This window comes from Arthrobacter sp. ASL1 (genome assembly GCF_056680475.1).
In genome coordinates this window covers 833,591-850,808 of record NZ_CM155284.1, presented here as the reverse complement: position 1 = coordinate 850,808, position 17,218 = coordinate 833,591, and the positions used below count along the sequence as shown (strand labels likewise).

The window sequence follows — 17,218 nt, the reverse complement described above, 5'->3', positions numbered from 1 at the left end:
CCATCCCATCCGGCCATCGGGCCGTGGATGGCACCGCTGCTGCCCCAGCTCATCGACTTCCGGCGCGATGTCCATGCGAACCCCGAACTGTCCTTCCAGGAATTCCGGACCACCGAGCGCATCACCGAGGCCCTGTCGGCCGCCGGACTGGCCCCGCAGCGCCTGGACGGCACGGGGCTTTTCGTCGACATCGGCGAGGGCGACATCGCCCTGGGATTGCGGGCCGACATCGACGCCCTGCCCATCCTCGAGGAGACCGGATTGCCGTACGCCTCCTCGCGCAACGGCGTCTGCCATGCCTGCGGCCACGACATCCACGCGACCGTGATGCTCGGCGTGGCCCTGACCCTGGGGCGGATGCACGACGCCGGGGAGCTGGCCGGGAAGATCCGGGTCATCTTCCAGCCCGCCGAGGAAACGATGCCCGGAGGTGCGCTGGCCGTCATCGAACAGGGTGTCCTCGACGGCGTGCCGCGCATCCTGGCCCTGCATTGCGAGCCGCGTGTCGACGCTGGGATGATCGGCACCCGCATCGGCGCGATCACCAGCGCCAGCGACACCATCAAAATCGAACTCACCGGGCGCGGCGGGCACACCTCCCGGCCGCACCTGACCGAGGACCTGGTCTTCGCCCTGGCCGAGATCGCGGTGAACGTCCCCGCAGTGCTCAACCGCAGGATCGACGTGCGCAGCGCGGTGTCCGTGGTCTGGGGACAGATCCATGCCGGGTCGGCCCCCAACGCCATTCCGGCCGCCGGGTACATGGCCGGAACCATGCGCTGCCTCGACGGGGACGCGTGGGAATCCGCGGGAACCCTGCTCGATGAGGTCGTGCGGCAGGTGGCTGTGCCCTACGGCGTCGACGTGAAGCTCGAACACACCCGGGGGGTGCCCCCGGTGGTCAACGCGGAGGCCGAAACAGACCTCATTGAACGCGCCGCACGCGCGGAGATCGGATCGACCTCCATCGTGCTGACCCCCCAGTCCATGGGGGGCGAAGACTTCGCCTGGATGACCCACAAGATCCCCGGTGCCATGCTGCGGCTGGGCACGAGGACGCCCGGCGGGGAGACCTATGACCTGCACCGGGGAGATTACATCCCCGACGAAAAGGCGATCGAGACAGGAATCCGGGTGATGGCCGCCGCCGCGTTGCGCGCCGTGGGAAATGGACGGGACGCCTGATTTCCCTACCTGTTGGTAACAAATAGTCAACAATCTTGACCTGTCAACGGCTCGTGGTGGCCCGGTGGCCGTGGTGGCCGCTACTGTATTCTCCGTCACGTCTTCCTGCCTTGGGATGACGGACGCGGTTGGCTCCCTCTTGCGGCAGGTGCATTGCCCGAATCCCGGGGGGACGGACCAGATGCATCATTCGTCACTGGAGGAAAACTTGAAGAAGTCACCGCGCACCCTGAAGCGCTCCACCGGGCAGCTCGCTGCCATCCTGGGCGCATCCGCCCTTGTCCTGACCGCCTGTGGTACGGCACCCCAGGCGAGCGAAACCGCGGCGGCGTCCAGCCACCCCGGCGCCGCCGACTACACGGGCTGCATCGTCTCCGACTCCGGAGGATTCGAGGACCGCTCGTTCAACCAGTCCTCCTTCGAGGGCCTGATGAAGGCCAAGAAGGAACTGGGCATCAAGACCAAGCAGGCCGAGTCCCAGGCTGCCACCGACTTCGAACCGAACCTGAGCTCCATGGTCAAGGGCGGCTGCGACCTGACCGTGACCGTTGGATTCCTGTTGGCCGATGCCACCAAGAAGCTGGCCAAGGCCAACCCCGACGCGCACTTCGCCATCATCGACGACAACTCGATCAAGGCCAAGAACGTCAAGCCGATCATCTACGACACGGCCCAAGCGGCTTTCCTGGCCGGGTACGTGGCCGCCGGCACGTCGGAGACCGGAAAGGTAGCGACCTTCGGCGGCATGAACATCCCGACCGTCACCATCTTCATGGACGGCTTCTATGACGGCGTGCAGTACTTCAACGAGCAAAAGGGCAAGGACGTCAAGGTCCTGGGCTGGAACTCCGACAAGCAGAACGGCACGTTCACCGGCGACTTCGAGAACCAGGGCAAGGGCAAGACCAACACGACGAACTTCATCAACGAAGGCGCCGACGTCATCATGCCCGTCGCCGGCCCCGTCGGCCTGGGCACCATCGACGCGGTCAAGGAAGCCAACGCCGGCGGCAAGGAGGCCAAGATCGTCTGGGTCGACTCCGACGGATACAACACGGTCCCCTCGGGCAAGGAATTCATCCTCACCTCGGTCACGAAGCTCATGGGCGAGGCCGTGGACAAGGTCGTCACCGAGGACCTGAACGACAAGTGGGACAACACGCCGTACGTCGGCACCCTCGAAAACGGCGGTGTCGCGCTGGCCCCGTTCCACGACTTCGATTCCAAGGTCTCCGACGAGATGAAGACCGAACTCGACCAGATCAAGCAGGACATCATCTCCGGCAAGCTCAAGGTCGAGTCCCCGTCCAGCCCGAAGTAGCCGGCAGGGTGGGGGGCGCCGGCGGCCAACCATCCGCCGGCGACCACACCCGCTGACCCCACGCCGTCCACCTCCCGCCTGCATGCCGGGAGGTGGGCGGCGTGCGCTTGCCCACCACCTGGCGTTCGCGACTACGCTGGGTTCGACGGTCTCCACGACCGGTGTGACATCCGCGGCCATGGCGAGCCCGGAGCAGAAGGGAATAGGTAAACGGCGTGAAATTGGAACTTCGCGGAATTACCAAGAAATTCGGGACCTTCACGGCCAACGACGACATCACCGTCGTCGTCGAATCCGGCAAGGTCCACTCCCTCCTGGGGGAGAACGGTGCCGGGAAGTCCACGCTGATGAACGTGCTCTTCGGCCTCTACGAAGCCACGGCCGGGCAGGTGCTCATCGACGACGCGCCCGTGCAGTTCCACGGCCCCGGGGACGCCATGGCGGCAGGCATCGGCATGGTCCACCAGCACTTCATGCTGGTCCCGGTCTTCACCGTCGCCGAAAACGTCGCCCTGGGCGACGAGGCGACCCGGGCCCTGGGGATCCTGGACCTGGAAGCCACTCGCCGCAAGATCCGCGAGATCTCCGACCGGTTCGGCTTCCACGTCGACCCGGACGCCCGCATCGAGGACCTGCCGGTCGGCATCCAGCAACGCGTGGAGATCATCAAGGCGCTCGTCCGCGAGGCCAAGGTCCTGATCCTGGATGAGCCCACGGCAGTCCTGACGCCGCAGGAGACCGACGAATTGCTCAACATCATCCGCCAGCTCCGCGACGCCGGGACATCGGTGGTCTTCATCTCCCACAAGCTGCGCGAGGTCAAGGAGATCTCCGACGTGATCACCGTGATCCGTCGCGGCAAGGTCGTCGGCCAGGCAGAACCCACCGCCTCGGCAGCCGAACTCGCCTCCCTCATGGTCGGGCGGTCCGTCAGCCTGTCGCTGGACAAGGAACCGGCCAAACCCGGCCAGGAAACGTTCAGCGTCCAGAACCTCACCGTGCTGGCCGACACCGGGCAGGTCCTGCTCGACGACGTGAGCTTCGGCATCCACGACGGGGAGATCCTCGCGGTGGCAGGAGTCCAGGGCAATGGCCAGACCGAGCTCACCGAGGCCATCATGGGCCTGCTGGACCACGCCTCCGGGAAGGTGTTCCTGCACGGGCAGAACCTGCTCGGGCGCAGCGTGAAGTCGATCATCAACTCCGGCGTTGGATTTGTCCCCGAGGACCGCAGCACCGACGGACTGGTCGGCACGTTCACCGTCGCCGAGAACCTGGTCCTGAACCAGTACGACCGGGCACCGTTCGCCCGCGGCATGAACATGCGTGGTTCGGTCATCGCGGAAAACGCCGAGCAGAAGATCGAGGAATTCGACATCCGCACCCAGGGGGCCCAGGCAGACGCCGGGACGCTCTCCGGGGGAAACCAGCAGAAGGTCGTCATGGCCCGTGAACTCTCGCGGCCACTGAAGCTCTTCATCGCCTCGCAGCCGACCCGCGGCGTGGACGTGGGCTCGATCGAATTCCTGCACCGGCGGATCATCGCCGAACGCGACGGCGGCACCCCTGTCCTCATCGTCTCCACCGAACTCGACGAGGTCGTCGAGCTCGCCGACCGCATCGCCGTGCTCTACAAGGGCCGGCTCGTCGGGATCGTCCCCGGGGACACCCCCCGCGACACCCTGGGCCTGATGATGGCCGGAGCCTCGGCCGACGAGGCCGGCGCCGGCAACATCGACCCGGGTCCGCCCACCGACATTTCCGCCGACACCCCGGTGGCCAACCCAGAAGAGGAGCACGGGAATGAGTGATCCCGCCAACCAGCCGGACCGGGATCCCGCGTCCGCGGAGTCCCCGCCCACGCCACCGGCAGGATCGACCCCCGGTGGTGCCGCGGCCGGCAACACCCCCGCCCAGCTGGCCGAAGCCGCGCCGCGGGACCCGCAGGGCTCGCTCATGAGCCGCATCACCACCGGCAACGGACTGGTGTCCGTGTTGGCGATCGTGTTGTCGTTGCTGGTCGGAGCCATCCTGATCGCCATCACCGACGAGCGGGTGACCAGTGCCGCCAGCTACTTCTTCGCCCGTCCGACGGACATGCTCACCGCCGTCTGGGCCTCCGTCTCGGAAGCCTACGGGGCGCTCTTCCGCAGCGCCATCTTCAATACCCAGGCAGACGGGTTCGCCAACGCGATCTACCCGCTGACCGAAACGCTGACGGTGGCCACGCCGCTGATCCTGGCCGGCCTCGGAGTGGCCCTGGCCTTCCGCGTGGGCCTGTTCAACATCGGCGGCCAGGGACAGATCATCCTGGGCGCCATGCTGGCCGGCTGGGTCGGATTCACACTCGACCTGCCCGCCGGGCTCCACCTGCTGCTGGCGGTGGTCGCCGGCATCATCGGCGGCGCCATCTGGGGCGGGATCGCCGGCGTGCTGAAGGCCAAGCGCGGTGCACACGAAGTCATCGTGACCATCATGCTCAACTACATCGCCGTCTACCTGCTGCTCTACGCGCTCACCACCCCCGGATTCCAGCGGCCCGGCTCGAACAACCCGATCAGCCCGGAAATCCATGAATCGGCGGCCTACCCGCTGCTCTTCGGATCCGGATTCCGGCTGCACCTCGGATTCGTCGTGGCACTGCTGGCCGTCGCCTTCGTCTGGTGGCTGCTGAACCGCTCGACCACTGGCTTCGAGCTGCGGGCCGTGGGAGCGAACCCCCAGGCCGCACGCACCGCCGGCATCAACGTTTCACGCGCCTACATCACGGCCATGGTCGTCGCCGGTGCCCTCGCCGGCCTGGCCGGTACGGCGCAGATCTCCGGAACCGAACGCTCCCTCTCCGGCGACATCGCCGCCAGCTTCGGCTTCGATGCAATCACCGTCGCCTTGTTGGGGCGCTCGAACCCGATCGGCACGATGTTCGCCGGGCTGCTGTTCGGCGCCCTGCGCGCCGGCGGCGTGGGCATGCAGTCCAACACCGGCATCCCCATCGACATCGTCCTGGTCGTGCAGTCGTTCATCGTGCTGTTCATCGCCGCCCCGCCGCTGGTGCGCTCGATCTTCCGCATCCACACGGGCCAGAAGAAAACCAGGAAGTCCACGGCGCGCACCGCCAAGGCCGGAGGAGCAGCGTGAGCACCGCAACCACCACCCCCTCATCGAAGGCGCGCTCCATCGCCCCCGCGATCCGCAACTGGGGCGCACCGGTGACCCTGGCCGTCCTGGCCCTGGTGGCACTGCTGGGGTTTGCCATCGGCAGCCCGCATGCGACCGCCAGGTTCCGGATCTCCGCCGACGCCGACGCGCTCCAGGTCCCCGACGTGGTCCTGGGGACCACGGTGGTCGGCTGGATCACCGCCGTCGTGCTCCTGGCCCTGGCTGCGTATTCGTTCATGCTCACCACCCGGGCACAGTCGACCCCGCGCTGGCTCGTCCCGGCCTTTGCCGCCGTCTGGGTCATCGCCTTCCTGGTCTGGGTCATCGGCAGTGCCAACAACCCCAACGTGTACTTCTCCGGCCTGATCGCCGGGTCCTTCACGTTGGCCATCCCGCTGATCTTCGGTTCGCTGTCCGGCGTGTTGTGCGAGCGCTCCGGCGTCATCAACATCGCCATCGAGGGCCAGCTGCTGGCCGGCGCCTTCGGTGCGGCCATCATCGGGTCCATTACGCACAGTCTGGTCGCCGGCGTACTGGCAGCCATCGTCGCCAGCGTCGTGGTTTCCATGGTCCTGGCCGTTTTCAGCATCAAGTACATGGTCAACCAGGTCATCGTCGGCGTGGTACTCAACGTGCTCGTCGCCGGGCTGACCAGCTTCCTGTTCTCCACCGTGATGAAGGACAACTCGGCGCTGTTCAATTCGCCACCGAGCTTCCACAACATCCGCATCCCGGGGCTGGCCGACATCCCGGTCTTCGGGCCGATCCTGTTCGACCAGACGATCCTGGGCTATGGCATGTACCTGGCGGTCTTCCTGGTGTGGTTCGGGCTGTTCAAGACCCGCTGGGGGCTGCGCGTGCGTGCCGTCGGCGAGCACCCCAAGGCCGCCGACACGGTGGGCATCAAGGTCAACACCATGCGGTTCTGGAACGTGACCCTGGCCGGCGTCGTCGCCGGTGTCGGCGGCGCGTTCTTCACCCTGGTGACCTCATCGTCCTTCAACAAGGAGATGACCGCCGGACAGGGCTTCATCGCCCTCGCCGCGCTGATCTTCGGGCGCTGGAACCCGATCGGGGCGTTCTTCGCCGCGCTGCTGTTCGGCTTCTCGCTGAACCTCTCCTTCGTGCTGACGATCCTGGGCACCCCGGTACCAAGCCAGTTCATGCAGATGCTGCCCTACGTCGTGACCGTGTTCGCGGTGGCCGGGCTGGCCGGCAAATCCCGGCCTCCGGCCTCCAACGGCATCCCGTATGTGAAGGAGTAGCGCCCATGACAGCACACCTGCCGGCCACGCCGCTGGCCGACACCGACTGGGAGCGGCTGCGCACCGCGGCCACCGAGGCCATGGCCCGCGCCTACGCCCCGTACTCCAAGTACCCGGTCGGGGCGGCCGCCCTGACCGAGGATGGGCGGCTGGTCAGCGGCTGCAACGTGGAGAACGCCGCCTACGGGGTGGTCCTCTGCGCCGAATGCACGCTCATCGGCGCGCTGCACATGAGCGGTGGCGGGCGGCTGCGGGCCTTCTACTGCGTGGACGGGCACGGGAGCATCCTCATGCCCTGCGGGCGCTGCCGGCAGCTGCTGCACGAACACCGCGGTCCCGACCTGGAACTGATGACCGTCAGCGGGATCAAGACCATGGAACAGGTCCTGCCCGACGCCTTCGGCCCGGACAACCTGCTGCGCTAGCCGCAGGGCCGACCCGGAAACCTTCACCGCCACCTTCGACGAAAGGCCCAGCATGAGCACCGAGAACTTCGACGCCGTCGACATCATCCGCATCAAACGCGACCGCGGAACGCTCACGGCCGAGCAGATCGACTGGACGATCGACGCCTACACCCGGGGCGTCATCGCCGAGGAGCAGATGGCGGCATTGAACATGGCGATCCTGCTCAACGGGATGGACCGGGCGGAGATCTCCCGATGGACGACGGCGATGATCAACTCGGGCGAACGCATGGACTTCTCGTCGCTGCGCACCGCCGCCGGGGCCGTGAAGCCGACCGCCGACAAGCACTCGACCGGGGGAGTGGGGGACAAGATCACCCTGCCGCTGGCCCCGCTCGTCGCCGTGTTCGGGGTGGCCGTCCCGCAGCTCTCCGGCCGCGGGCTCGGCCACACCGGGGGCACCCTGGACAAGCTCGAATCCATCCCCGGCTGGCAGGCATCGCTGTCCAACGCGGCCATGATGGAACAGCTGGCCGACTGCGGCGCGGTGATCTGCGCCGCCGGCTCCGGGCTGGCCCCGGCCGACAAGAAGCTCTACGCACTGCGCGATGTCACCGGAACCGTGGAGGCCATCCCGCTGATCGCCTCCTCGATCATGTCCAAGAAGATCGCCGAGGGAACCGGCGCCCTGGTCCTGGACGTCAAGGTCGGCTCCGGCGCCTTCATGAAAAACGAGGCAGACGCCCGCGAACTGGCACGCACCATGGTCGGCCTCGGCACCGACGCCGGGGTCAAGACGGTCGCCCTGCTGACCAACATGGCCACCCCGCTGGGCCGCACCGCCGGCAACGCCATCGAGGTCGAGGAGTCGGTGGAGGTCCTCGCCGGAGGCGGCCCCGCCGACGTCGTGGAGTTGACGGTCAAGCTGGCCGAGGAGATGCTCGCCGGTGCCGGCATCCACGACGCCGATCCGGCGGCCGCGCTGGCGGACGGCCGGGCCATGGACGTCTGGAACCGGATGATCTCCGCCCAGGGCGGAGACCCGACGGCCGCGCTTCCGGTGGCCCGCGAATCGGAAACCGTCTACGCCCAGGCCGACGGGGTGCTGGCCGAACTCGACGCCCTCTCCGTCGGCGTCGCCGCCTGGAGGCTCGGTGCCGGCCGTGCCCGCCGGGAGGACCAGGTGCAGGCCGGCGCGGGGGTGCGCATGCACGCCAAACCCGGCGACATGGTCCGCCGTGGGCAGCCGCTGATGACGCTGCTGACCGACACCCCCGACCGCTTCGGCCGGGCACTGGAGGCACTGGATGGGGCGACGACGATCGCCGCCGAGGGCAGCCGCAGCGGCCAGCGGCTGATCCTGGACCGCATCGCCGAATAGCCGCACTGGGGGATGGACTCAGGGATGACCCCCACCCGCCCCGGAATCATCCCTTGGTGGGACGGCAAAACGGCTGCCGAGGGGCGAGAATATAACCATCGTCCCGTTGTCACCGGGCGGAACCACGTCGGCGCAGCCCCGACGGGGTGCCTTTCCAGCTGAGGAACCTGCCCCATGGAGATCATCAACGAGGCCATCCTCCACGCTTCGACCGCGTGGTGGATCCTGCCCGTGCTCTTCCTGTTCTGCACCATCGACGGGCTGCTTCCGCTGCTGCCCAGCGAAACGCTGATCGTCGCGTTGGCCAGTGTCGCCGTGACCTCCGGCATCGAGAACATCCTGCTGCTGGGGTTGGTGGGGGCCGCCGGGGCCATCCTCGGAGACCAGATCGCCTACCGGATCGGCCGGCGGATCGGCCTGGAGAGGTTCCGCTGGATGCGCGGGCCCCGGGCCCGGAAGTCCTTTGCCTTCGCCCGCCGCGAGCTCGAGCGGCGCGGCGCATTGCTGATCTTCACGGCCCGCTACATCCCCGTGGGACGCGTCGCGGTGAACTTCACCGCAGGAGCCACGAACTTCTCCCTGCGCCGCTTCACGCTGCTGGACATCATGGGCTGCCTGACCTGGGGCGCCTATTCGGCGACGATCGGCGCCGTCGGAGGCCATTGGATGAGCGACAATCCGCTGCTGGGCATCGGCCTGTCCATCGCCATCGCCCTGGTCCTGGGCTTCATCGTGGACCGCGTCGTCAACGCGGTGCTGCGCCGGCTCGGGCGCCAGGAACCGGTCCCCGAACTCGACCTGGTCTCGGCCGCAGCCGACGCCGACCGGTAGCCGCCACCCCGTCGCTCCCGGCCGGATGGCCCCCGGTTCCGTTGTGCCCGGGCGCCCAGTACGCTGGGTACGTGACTGAAGAGCTGATCCACACCGCATATGACCCCGACTTCGACTTCCGCAGCCTGCCCAAGGTATCGCTGCACGACCACCTCGACGGCGGGCTGCGCCCCGCCACCATCATCGAACTCGCCGCCGCTGCCGGGCACGAGCTGCCGGCCACCGACCCGGTGGCCCTGGCCGAATGGTTCCGCGAATCGGCCGACTCCGGTTCGCTGCCGCGCTACCTCGAGACCTTCGACCACACCATCGCCGTCATGCAGACGCGCGAAAACCTGGCCCGTGTGGCCCGCGAATTCGTCGAGGACCTCGCCGACGACGGCGTCGTCTACGGCGAAGTGCGTTGGGCACCCGAACAGCACCTCACCGGTGGCCTGACCCTGGACGAGGCCGTCGAGGCCGTCCAGGAAGGCCTGGACGCGGGTGTCGACGCCGTCGAGGCCAGCGGTCGGCCCATCCAGGTCGGCCAGTTGATCACCGCCATGCGACACGCCGACCGTGGCGTGGAGATCGCCGAACTCGCCCTGCGCCACCGCGACCGCGGTGCCGTCGGCTTCGACATCGCCGGTGCCGAGGACGGGTTCCCGGCCTCCGGCATGTCCGACGCCTTCGACCTGCTCGCCGAGAACTTCTTCCCCGCCACCGTGCACGCCGGCGAGGCCGCCGGGGTCGATTCCATCGCCGATGCCCTGCTCACCGGCCGCGCCCAGCGGCTGGGCCACGGCGTGCGCATCGCCGAGGACATCGAGGTCGAATTCGGCGGCACCGACGACGACGGCTCGGAGGTCGGGGAGGACACCGGCCTGGTCACCCTCGGCCCGGTGGCCAACTGGGTCCGCGACCGCGGCATCGCCCTGGAGATCTGCCCGTCCTCGAACCTGCAGACCGGAGCCACCTCCGGTTTCGGCGAGGGCATCGAATCCCACCCGATCGACCTGCTCTACCAGACGGGATTCACCGTCACCATCAGCCCCGACAACCGGCTGATGAGCGGCACGAGCCTCTCCGACGAGTTCGAGCTGCTGGTCGAAGCCTTCGACTACGACCTCGATGACCTGCTCGAGTTCACGCTCAACGCCGCCGAGGCCGCCTTCCTGCCGCTCGAGGAGCGCGAGGCTCTGGTGGAGTACATCAACGCCGCCTATTCGGGACTGGACGAGAACGCCGAGGACGCGGACGACGACGAGGCCTGATCCGCGTATGGGCCAGCGCCAGGAAGCACCGTCCACCGGGACGCCGGGGGAGCCGCAACGCCTGCTGGGCATCATTGCGGCCCTCCGCCGGAACTGCCGGTGGACGGCGGCGCTGACCCACGCCTCGCTGGTGGAATACCTGGTCGAGGAATCCTACGAACTGCTCGAGGCCATCGAGACCGGCCAGGACGACGACGAGCTGCGTGGGGAACTGGCCGACGTGCTGTTCCAGTTGGTGCTGCACGCCCAGCTCGCTTCCGAGCGCGGCGCCTTCGACTTCACCGACATCGCCGCCCACCTCAGCGAGAAGATGATCCGGCGCAACACCCACGTCTTCCGCCCCGACGGCAGCCTGCGCGAGACCTTCCCCGATTCCGTCGAGGAGATCATCGCCTCCTGGGACGTCGCCAAACGGGCCGAAACGCCCGGCCGGACCGACCCGTTCTCCTCGCTGCCGCGCCACCTGCCCGCCCTCGCCCTGGCCGACAAGGCGCTCGGCCGTGCCGAACGCTGGGCCGCCCTGCACGACGGCGATGCCCCGCGTGAAACCCCGTCCGCGATGACCTTGGGCCGGGCCGCGGTTCCGGGCACCGGAGCGGTCCCGGTCCCCGCCCCCGAGACCGAGGAGGAGCTCGGGGACCTGCTGTTCGGGATCGTCGCGGCGGCCCATGGGCGCGGACTCGACGCCGAGCGCTCACTGCGCACCGCCGTCGTTCAGTACATGACGACGCCGCTTCCCACTTCCCCGCGGGCCCCCGGCACGCGCTAGGCTGGGTCGCGAGGCAACGTGCCCGCGTATCCACTGACGTGTACGGCCCCCACCCACCGACGAAGGAGTACCTTCCATGGCCCTGATCGACGCCATCCACGCCCGCGAAATCCTCGACTCGCGCGGCAACCCCACCGTTGAGGTCGAAGTCCTGCTGTCCGACGGCTCGCTCGGCCGCGCCGCAGTGCCCTCCGGCGCCTCCACCGGCGCCTTTGAAGCCGTCGAGCTGCGCGACGGCGACTCCTCCCGCTACCTGGGCAAGGGCGTCACCAAGGCCATCGACGCGGTCATCGATACGATCCAGCCGGCCCTGGTCGGCCAGGACGCCACCGACCAGCGCGCCATCGACCAGATCATGGGCGATCTGGACGGCACCCCGAACAAGGCCACCCTTGGCGCCAACGCCATCCTGGGCGTCTCGCTCGCCGTCGCCGCGGCCGCCGCCGAGTCCTCCAACCTGCCGCTCTACCGCTACCTGGGCGGCCCGAACGCCCACGTGCTGCCGGTGCCGCTGATGAACATCCTCAACGGCGGATCGCACGCCGACTCCGACGTGGACATCCAGGAGTTCATGGTCGTGCCCGTCGGCGCCTCCACGTTCTCCGAGGGCCTGCGCATGGGCGTGGAGGTCTACCACGCGCTGAAGTCGGTGCTCAAGGAGCAGGGCCTGTCCACCGGCCTAGGCGACGAGGGCGGCTTCGCCCCGAACCTGCCCAGCAACCGTGCGGCGCTGGAACTGATCACCGAGGCCATCAAGAAGGCCGGCTACACCCCGGGCGCCGACGTCGCCCTGGCCCTGGACGTGGCCTCCTCCGAGTTCTTCGAGAACGGGACCTACCAGTTCGAGGGCCAGCAGCGTACCGCGGCCCAGATGAGCGACTACTACGCCGAACTCGTCGCCGACTTCCCGCTGGTCTCCATCGAGGACCCGCTGGACGAGGACGACTGGGACGGCTGGAAGACGTTGACCGACGCCATCGGCGACAAGGTCCAGCTCGTGGGCGATGACCTGTTCGTCACCAATCCCGAGCGCCTGCAGCGCGGCATCGACGCCGGTACCGCGAACTCGCTGCTGGTCAAGGTCAACCAGATCGGCTCGCTGACCGAGACCCTCGATGCGGTCTCGCTGGCCCAGCGCAGCGGCTACACCACGATCACCTCGCACCGCTCCGGCGAGACCGAGGACACCACGATCGCGGACATCGCCGTGGCCACCAACGCCGGCCAGATCAAGACCGGTGCCCCGGCCCGCTCCGAGCGCGTGGCCAAGTACAACCAGTTGCTGCGCATCGAGGAGGAGCTCGGCGACGCCGCGGTCTACGCCGGAAAGTCGACCTTCCCGCGTTTCACCGCGTAACGCCGCACCACTGCGCGTAAGGTCTTGAGGGGAGCCGCCGGGTGCCGGTGGTTCCCCTCGGGTCGTTACGCCCCGCGCGGGCCACGGCCCGGTTTATCCGTCCATCCGAGCAGACCGGCAGGAGCTTCATGGCCACCCGACGCCCCAACATGCCACGGGTCCGCCCCACCGGGAGCGGTCCGGCCGCGGAGGACCCCTCACAGCACGGGGCCGGCCCCGCCGACCGGCCTGGGCGCGACGAGGATCGGGCCGCACCCGCCGCGGTGAACCGCAACAAGGTCGTCCCGCTCGGTGCCGCCCCCCGGCACGACGACGACAAGGCCTCGCCGGCTCCGGGCGCCCGGCCGGTGCCCCGGAAGGCAACACCCCAGAAGTCCGGTGCCGCGAAGCCTGCCGGCGCGAAACCCGCCGCGAAGCCTTCCGGCGCGAAGGGCAATGCCCCGAAGACAGGTGCCGCAAAAGCTGCTGCCGCAAAACCTGCTGCGGGCAAGCCGGCGGCTTCCCGCCCGGCTGTCAAACGTCCCGGCAAGCGACCCAGCGCACCGCGCGACAAGCGCCTGCGCGAGCGGGCCGAGCTCTCCGGTGCCATCCGCTCCGGCGGCTCCGGCTCCGGACCCCGGCAACCCGAACAGCACCAGCGGCCGGCCGACGACGCGGCACCGGTACCCGCCCGGGCCTTTTCCGGGCGCATGCTGGCCCTGGCCGTCATCCTGGTCGTGGTGACCGTCCTGCTTCTGCCCAGCGTCGGCACCTACATGGACCAGCGCACCGAAATCGCCCAGCTGCAGTCCTCGATCGCCCAGAAGCAGCAGAAGCAGGACGACCTCAAGACGCAGATCGCCCGCTGGGACGATCCCGCCTACGTCAAGGCGCAGGCCCGCAACCGCATCAACCTCGTCATGCCGGGCGAGAAGAAGTACATGGTGATCGGCGCGACGGGCGATGACAGCGCCGTCGGGCCGCAGAGCGTGGGCGACGTCCGCACCGACCTGCCCTGGGTCGACTCGCTGTGGGACACCGTTGTCCGCTCGGCCACCGACTGATCCGTCTTCCCGAAGGAGTAACCGTGGAGCACCATGCCACCGCGCCGCGCCATGAGGCGCTGGACGCCGCACAGCGGGTCCCCACCCCCGCGGACCTGGACACGCTGAGCCGCCAGCTCGGCCGTCCGGCCCGCGACGTGGTGGAGATCGGTGCGCGCTGCATCTGCGGCAACCCGCTGGTGGCCACCACGGCGCCGCGCCTGGCCTCGGGGATCCCGTTCCCGACCACGTTCTACCTCACGCACCCGGTCATCACCTCGGCCGTGTCCCGCCTCGAGGCGGCGGGAACCATGGCCGAGATGTCCGTACGCCTCGGCCACGACACCGACCTGGCAGCCGCCTACACGGCCGCCCACCGCGACTACCTGGCCGCACGCCAGGCCATCGGCGCCCGGACCGGGGTGGGGCCGGTACCGGAAATCGACGGCGTCTCGGCCGGGGGGATGCCCTCCCGGGTGAAATGCCTCCACGTGCTCGTCGGCCATTCGCTGGCCGCGGGCCCGGGGGTCAACCCGCTGGGCGACGAGGCCATCGCCGGCATCGCCGAATGGTGGACCGCGCAGGAGTGCCATTGCGGCGGTGCCTGGGATACCCAGGCCCCGGTGCCGGACCGCGACCGCAGCCGCCACGTCAAGACCCAGGCCGAGGATCCGGCCGCCAAGAAGGCCCGCCGCGCCGCCGCCCGGCAGGCCCGCGAGGCGCAGGAAGCCGGCGGGGAACCGGAATCGACGACCACGGGAGGCCAGCCATGAGGGTCGCGGGCATCGATTGCGGGACCAACTCCATCCGCCTGCTGATCGCCGACGCCATCGAGGACGACGACGGCACCATGCGGTTGCTCGACATCGCCCGCGAAATGCGCATCGTGCGCCTCGGGCAGGGCGTCGACGCGACCGGCAACCTCGCCCCCGAGGCGCTGGAGCGCACCTTCGCCGCGGTCGACGAGTACGCCGCACTGATCGGCAACCACGGCGCCCAGCACGTGCGGTTTGTGGCCACCTCGGCGACCCGTGACGCCGGGAACCGCGGGGAATTCATCGACGGCGTCCGCAAGCGCCTGGGCGTGGAACCCGAGGTCATCGAAGGCTCCGAGGAAGCCGAGCTCAGCTTCGCCGGAGCCGTCTCGGTCCGGCCACCGGCCGATGACGAGGACATCCTGGTCATCGACCTGGGCGGCGGATCCACCGAATTCGTCGTCGGCAACTCCCGGGGCGTCCGCGATGCCATCAGCATCGACATGGGCTGTGTGCGCTACAGCGAACGCTTCCTCACCGACGACCCACCAACCGCCGAGCAGGTCGCCGCCGCGGAGGCGGAGGCCAACCGGCAGATCGACGACGTGTTCGCCCGGCTCCCGATCCAGGACGTGGACCGGGTCGTGGGGGTGGCCGGGACCATCACCACGGTCACCGCCCACGTGCTGGACCTGCACAGCTACCAGCCCGACGCCATCGACGGCACCGAGCTGCCCATCGGGGTCATCGAGGCCGCGGCGAGCGAGTTCCTCGCCTTTTCCCGGCGGCGCCGCGAGCAACTGCCCTACATGCACCCCGGCCGGGTGGACGTGATCGCCGCCGGATCGCTGATCTACCGGACCATCCTGCGCAGGGTCGCCGAGGCCACCGGAAACCGGGTGCGCACCGCCGGGGCCAGCGAACACGATATTCTGGATGGCATTGCCCTCGGATTGGCACGGCACTGAACCGCGCCGCCGAAGCCGCCCACCGTCGTCGTACCCCCGGAAGGAACCGCCCGTGAGGCCCCGTCCACACCGCGCTGTCGCCGCCTTCCTGGCCACCCTGATCGCGGGGGGCTCGCTGCTCGTCGCCGCGCCCGCTGCCCAGGCCGACCACATCCGTGACAGCGAATACTGGCTGGACGACTACGGGATCAAGCAGGCCTGGAAGACCTCGAAGGGTGAGGGCGTCAAGGTGGCCGTCATCGACACCGGAACGGACGGCTCGCATCCTGACCTGCGGGGGCAGGTCGTCGGCGGCAAGGACTTCTCCGGTGCGGGGAACTCGAACGGGACCGAACCGATCGGGGCGCTGCCCGAGCACGGGACCCTGGTCGGCACGCTGCTGGCCGGGCACGGCAACAACGCCGAGGCCATCGCCAAGGCGAAGGCCGAGGCGGAGCAGCAGGACATTGCCTGGAAGCGTGCCGTCAAGGACGCGAAGAAGGCCGACGAGGACCCGCCCAAAAAGCCCGAACCGGTCAAGATCCCGAAACCCGGACCGGGCCCGGACGGCGTCATCGGCGTCGCCCCGGAGGCCGAGCTGATCTCCGGCTCGCTGTGGCTGGGCTCCGAGAACCCCGGCGGGGTTCCGGTCAGCCAGCAGGTCCCGCAAGCCGTGAAATGGGCCGTGGACCAGGGTGCCGGGGTGATCAACATGTCGCTGGGTTCGACCACCCCGAGCTGGCCGACCAGCTGGGACGACGCGTTCCAGTACGCCGAGGCGCATGACGTGGTCATCGTCGCGGCCGCCGGGAACCGTGCCGGCGGCATGCAGCAGGTCGGCGCTCCCGCGACCATCCCGGGCGTGCTGACCGTTGCCGGTGTCGACAAGGAGGGCAAGGCCAGCTGGGACTCCTCCACCCAGGGGATCAGCATCGGCGTCGCCGCGCCGGCGGACCCGCTCGTCGGTGGGCTCCCCGGCGGCGGATACGCGGACTGGTCCGGGACCTCCGGCGCTGCACCACTGGTCTCGGGCGTTGCCGCGCTCATCCGTTCGAAGTACCCCGACATGAAGGCCGCGGACGTCATCCAACGCATCCTGGCCACGGCCAAGGACGCCGGCAAGCCCGGCGTCGACAACCTCTACGGCTACGGGCTGATCGACGCCGGGGCGGCGCTGACGGCAGACGTGCCCTCGGTGCAGGCGAACCCGTTGGGCACCATCAGCGATTGGATCCACGTCCACCGCAGGGGCCAGCCCGCCGCACCCAGCGCCGCCACGCCCCGGACCAAGCCCGAGGCGAAGTCGACGGTGCCGCCGGTCGCCGCCCCGCAGGCCCAGGCACCGGCCGAGCCAGGCGGCGCGCTGCCGGGGGTCCTGGTCGTCGGATTCGGCTCCCTGCTGGTGCTCGTGATCGCCGCCGGCGCCGTGCATGTGGGCCTGGCCCGGCGGCGGAACCGGGCCGCCGAAGCCGCCTCCGCCGGGACCATTGCCGCCAGTGAATGGACCGCCGCGCCGGACGGCCACGACCCTTTCGACGACCTTCCCGAAAGTAGATAGTGAAGACT

At 69.1% G+C, this 17,218-nt stretch carries 15 protein-coding genes; all 15 read left to right on the top strand.

Annotation, left to right across the window (positions count from 1 at the left end):
- The first annotated feature begins 27 nt into the window (after window positions 1–27).
- The 15 genes from AC1MEQ_RS03970 to AC1MEQ_RS03900 all read left to right on the top strand — a co-directional run bounded on the left by AC1MEQ_RS03970 (window position 28) and on the right by AC1MEQ_RS03900 (window position 17,210).
- Window positions 28–1,185 (top strand): amidohydrolase, encoded by a 1,158-nt coding sequence (locus AC1MEQ_RS03970; protein WP_479796046.1) that lies wholly within the window; start codon window positions 28–30, stop codon window positions 1,183–1,185.
- A gap of 208 nt (window positions 1,186–1,393) precedes the next feature.
- A complete protein-coding gene (locus AC1MEQ_RS03965) occupies window positions 1,394–2,506 on the top strand; it encodes a BMP family lipoprotein (RefSeq protein ID WP_479794155.1) in 1,113 nt (370 codons plus the stop codon).
- A gap of 215 nt (window positions 2,507–2,721) precedes the next feature.
- Entirely contained in the window at window positions 2,722–4,317 is a 1,596-nt protein-coding gene (locus AC1MEQ_RS03960; RefSeq protein ID WP_479794153.1) for an ABC transporter ATP-binding protein, read from the top strand.
- A complete protein-coding gene (locus AC1MEQ_RS03955) occupies window positions 4,310–5,644 on the top strand; it encodes an ABC transporter permease (RefSeq protein WP_479794151.1) in 1,335 nt (444 codons plus the stop codon). Before AC1MEQ_RS03960 ends, AC1MEQ_RS03955 begins: the two co-directional genes overlap by 8 nt.
- On the top strand, window positions 5,641–6,930 hold the full coding sequence (locus AC1MEQ_RS03950) for an ABC transporter permease (protein ID WP_479794149.1): 1,290 nt from the start codon (window positions 5,641–5,643) through the stop codon (window positions 6,928–6,930). The genes AC1MEQ_RS03955 and AC1MEQ_RS03950 overlap by 4 nt, the downstream gene beginning before the upstream one ends.
- Window positions 6,931–6,935: 5 nt before the next feature.
- Window positions 6,936–7,355, top strand: coding sequence for a cytidine deaminase (locus tag AC1MEQ_RS03945; protein WP_479794147.1), 420 nt, complete (start codon window positions 6,936–6,938; stop codon window positions 7,353–7,355).
- A gap of 52 nt (window positions 7,356–7,407) precedes the next feature.
- Complete coding sequence (locus tag AC1MEQ_RS03940) at window positions 7,408–8,718, top strand: thymidine phosphorylase (RefSeq protein ID WP_479794144.1); 1,311 nt, start codon at window positions 7,408–7,410, stop codon at window positions 8,716–8,718.
- 174 nt (window positions 8,719–8,892) lie between these two features.
- Entirely contained in the window at window positions 8,893–9,549 is a 657-nt protein-coding gene (locus AC1MEQ_RS03935) for a DedA family protein (protein ID WP_479794143.1), read from the top strand.
- 71 nt (window positions 9,550–9,620) lie between these two features.
- Entirely contained in the window at window positions 9,621–10,802 is a 1,182-nt protein-coding gene (locus AC1MEQ_RS03930; RefSeq protein ID WP_479794141.1) for an adenosine deaminase, read from the top strand.
- Between the two features lie 7 nt (window positions 10,803–10,809).
- Complete coding sequence (locus tag AC1MEQ_RS03925; RefSeq protein ID WP_479794139.1) at window positions 10,810–11,571, top strand: MazG nucleotide pyrophosphohydrolase domain-containing protein; 762 nt, start codon at window positions 10,810–10,812, stop codon at window positions 11,569–11,571.
- A 76-nt stretch (window positions 11,572–11,647) separates the two neighbouring features.
- The gene (gene eno / locus AC1MEQ_RS03920; RefSeq protein WP_479794137.1) at window positions 11,648–12,928 is read left to right on the top strand and encodes a phosphopyruvate hydratase; all 1,281 of its coding nucleotides are present in this window, start codon (window positions 11,648–11,650) and stop codon (window positions 12,926–12,928) included.
- A gap of 128 nt (window positions 12,929–13,056) precedes the next feature.
- Window positions 13,057–13,971 (top strand): FtsB family cell division protein, encoded by a 915-nt coding sequence (locus AC1MEQ_RS03915; protein ID WP_479794135.1) that lies wholly within the window; start codon window positions 13,057–13,059, stop codon window positions 13,969–13,971.
- A 23-nt stretch (window positions 13,972–13,994) separates the two neighbouring features.
- Entirely contained in the window at window positions 13,995–14,723 is a 729-nt protein-coding gene (locus AC1MEQ_RS03910; protein WP_479794133.1) for a DUF501 domain-containing protein, read from the top strand.
- A complete protein-coding gene (locus AC1MEQ_RS03905) occupies window positions 14,720–15,673 on the top strand; it encodes a Ppx/GppA phosphatase family protein (RefSeq protein ID WP_479794131.1) in 954 nt (317 codons plus the stop codon). Before AC1MEQ_RS03910 ends, AC1MEQ_RS03905 begins: the two co-directional genes overlap by 4 nt.
- Before the next feature lie 52 nt (window positions 15,674–15,725).
- Window positions 15,726–17,210, top strand: coding sequence for a S8 family serine peptidase (locus AC1MEQ_RS03900; protein ID WP_479794129.1), 1,485 nt, complete (start codon window positions 15,726–15,728; stop codon window positions 17,208–17,210).
- The last annotated feature ends 8 nt before the right edge of the window (window positions 17,211–17,218 follow it).

Excerpts from the sequence above, each read along its gene's own strand:
- AC1MEQ_RS03905 (WP_479794131.1), top strand. The coding sequence starts at position 14,720 with ATGAGGGTCGCGGGCATCGATTGCGGGACCAACTCCATCCGCCTGCTG.
- AC1MEQ_RS03970 (WP_479796046.1), top strand. The coding sequence starts at position 28 with ATGGCACCGCTGCTGCCCCAGCTCATCGACTTCCGGCGCGATGTCCAT.
- eno (WP_479794137.1), top strand. The coding sequence starts at position 11,648 with ATGGCCCTGATCGACGCCATCCACGCCCGCGAAATCCTCGACTCGCGC.
- AC1MEQ_RS03915 (WP_479794135.1), top strand. The coding sequence starts at position 13,057 with ATGGCCACCCGACGCCCCAACATGCCACGGGTCCGCCCCACCGGGAGC.
- AC1MEQ_RS03955 (WP_479794151.1), top strand. The coding sequence starts at position 4,310 with ATGAGTGATCCCGCCAACCAGCCGGACCGGGATCCCGCGTCCGCGGAG.
- AC1MEQ_RS03940 (WP_479794144.1), top strand. The coding sequence starts at position 7,408 with ATGAGCACCGAGAACTTCGACGCCGTCGACATCATCCGCATCAAACGC.
- AC1MEQ_RS03935 (WP_479794143.1), top strand. The coding sequence starts at position 8,893 with ATGGAGATCATCAACGAGGCCATCCTCCACGCTTCGACCGCGTGGTGG.
- AC1MEQ_RS03925 (WP_479794139.1), top strand. The coding sequence starts at position 10,810 with ATGGGCCAGCGCCAGGAAGCACCGTCCACCGGGACGCCGGGGGAGCCG.
- AC1MEQ_RS03945 (WP_479794147.1), top strand. The coding sequence starts at position 6,936 with ATGACAGCACACCTGCCGGCCACGCCGCTGGCCGACACCGACTGGGAG.